General features: G+C 48.7%; 2 protein-coding genes. Both read left to right on the forward strand.

All coding sequences use genetic code 11. The features are described from left to right. Positions 1–1,595 (forward strand): transferrin-binding protein-like solute binding protein (locus HMPREF2606_RS08265; protein ID WP_070843507.1); only part of this gene is annotated, 1,595 nt, incomplete at its 5' end. Between the two features lie 219 nt (positions 1,596–1,814). Further along, a partial coding sequence (locus tag HMPREF2606_RS08270; protein ID WP_141762188.1) for a transposase occupies positions 1,815–2,139 on the forward strand: 325 nt, incomplete at its 3' end.

Consider the following 2,139-nt stretch of genomic DNA (forward strand, 5'->3'; position numbering starts at 1 on the left):
AAGAAGCCAAGAAAGCTGAAGACGCTAAGAAAGCCAATGAGGCCAATTCAGGTCAAGGTTTTGGCGGCGAAGGCAAAGTAATGGGCAAGGCTTTGGATGGCGGTGTCTTGGTAGCGAAAAAACGTGAAACCGGCGATTTGGAATATGCCAAAACCGAAGCTCCGACTGCCTCGGATAAAAACAGCGTCGTACTTGATGGTGTCGCCATTAATACCAAAGACGTTAAAGCGGGTGAGTTTACGTTGGGCGAAAAAAGTATGAACGGCGGTAAAGCCGATGCAGCACAATATGCGGTACACAGCGGCGACCTGTTGCCTGACGTTCGTTACGGCGGTGTTGCCGATGTCAGCGATCTGCGTGATGTGAAACAGGCGTTGTTTGTCCAAGGCACGCCGTCAGGCAGTGATACCGTTGCAGCCCAAAGAGGGGATGCAACCTATAAAGGCATCGGCCTGCATTTCCAAAACGGACTGCCGATCAATACAAGAGGTCTGCAAGAAATTTTTGAAACCGGTTCGCAAGCCAAGCTGGCCAATCTGTATCCTGCCGCTAAAGCAACCGATGTTACCGCAAAAGTCAATTTCGACCAAAAAACCATCAATGTCAGCATCAACCGCTATTCCGATCAAACGGTTGGCGGTGGTAGTGGTGGCAACAGGATTGCAGGTGTCGTCAAATCCAATGCGCGCGATATGGCGGAAAATCTGTCTTTCAATGGCGATTTGCACGGTAACACCTTCTCCAACAAGCAAGGTACGATGCAAGGCGGATTCTTTGGCGCGAAGGCAGACCAACTTGCCGGTACATATAGTGCGGCAGGCAAAAACCAACGTGATGAAGACGTAGTGGCGCGCGGTGTGTTTGGTGCAAAACGCCAAGATGCGGTAGCTCAAGCAGGCGGACAGCCTGATGCGCCGGTTGCCAAACCCGATACGCCCGTAACCAAACCTAAAGGTGATGCCGCTGCGGCCGAATTGAAAAAAGGTGAAACAGGCGAGCAATACTTCTTATCGAATATCGCCGATTTGACCAAAGTCGTTATCAACGGTACGACAATCGCTTTGTCACCTGTTACCAACAAGCTCTATCGAACTGAATTGGGTTCGGACTACAAATCGTTTGTTGCTTCAGGCAATTTGAGCAATGTTGTCTTCGGTGCGGCAAAACTTGCCGATAATGCCTACTCCTTGTTTGTTCAGGGGGTAATGAGTGCCTCTCTACCGTCAGGGACAGCCAAGTATGCCGGCGATGTGTTGAATTTCCGTGCCCGCAACTTGGATAATAAGGAAAACTGGGTGGGTGATACAGGAGGCTACCGTACTACCGGTTCGTTTACCGCAGATGTCAACTTCGATACCAAGACTATCGCAGGTAAAATCAATAGTGGTGACAGATGGTTCATGAATGAACGAGCCTTTACTGCAGATATTACAGGCAGCAGCTTTAACGGTAAATGGACTTCAGATGCACAAGGCTCTGTAACCGGCGGATTCTACGGTGACAAAGCTGCCGAAATGGCCGGGCGATACAGTTATCATGACAAAGAAGATAAAAGTAACAATGCCTTCGGTGTATTCGGCGGTAAAAAACAATAACCGTCTGTTTAAGCTGAAAACAAACCGCCTGAAAGGGCGGTTTTTTTTTGAGTGGGTAGGATTTTCAGACGACCTTTTACGGTAACAACAATCTAGAGAGCAATTTACCCGCTAAAAGGTCGTCTGAAAACCTTGAATCTTATTTTCAGATAATCTGAGACCTTTGCAAAATTCCCTAAAATCCCCTAAATTTCCATCAAGACATTTAGGGGATTTTCCATGACCACCTTCTTCCTGCAAACCGCCCAAGCCATGATTGCCAAACACATCGACCGTTTTCCACTATTGAAGTTGGATCAAGTAATTGATTGGCAGCCGATCGAGCAATACCTGAATCGTCAAAGAACCCGTTACCTTCGAGACCACCGCGGCCGTCCCGCCTATCCCCTGTTGTCCATGTTCAAAGCCGTCCTGCTCGGACAATGGCACAGCCTCTCCGATCCCGAACTCGAACACAGCCTTATCACCCGCATCGATTTTAACCTGTTTTGCCGTTTTGACGAGTTGAGTATCCCCGATTACAGCACCTTATGCCGCTACCGCA

Origin of the sequence: Neisseria sp. HMSC070H10 (assembly GCF_001837635.1) — a bacterium.
In the GTDB taxonomy this organism is placed as follows: domain Bacteria; phylum Pseudomonadota; class Gammaproteobacteria; order Burkholderiales; family Neisseriaceae; genus Neisseria; species Neisseria subflava_A.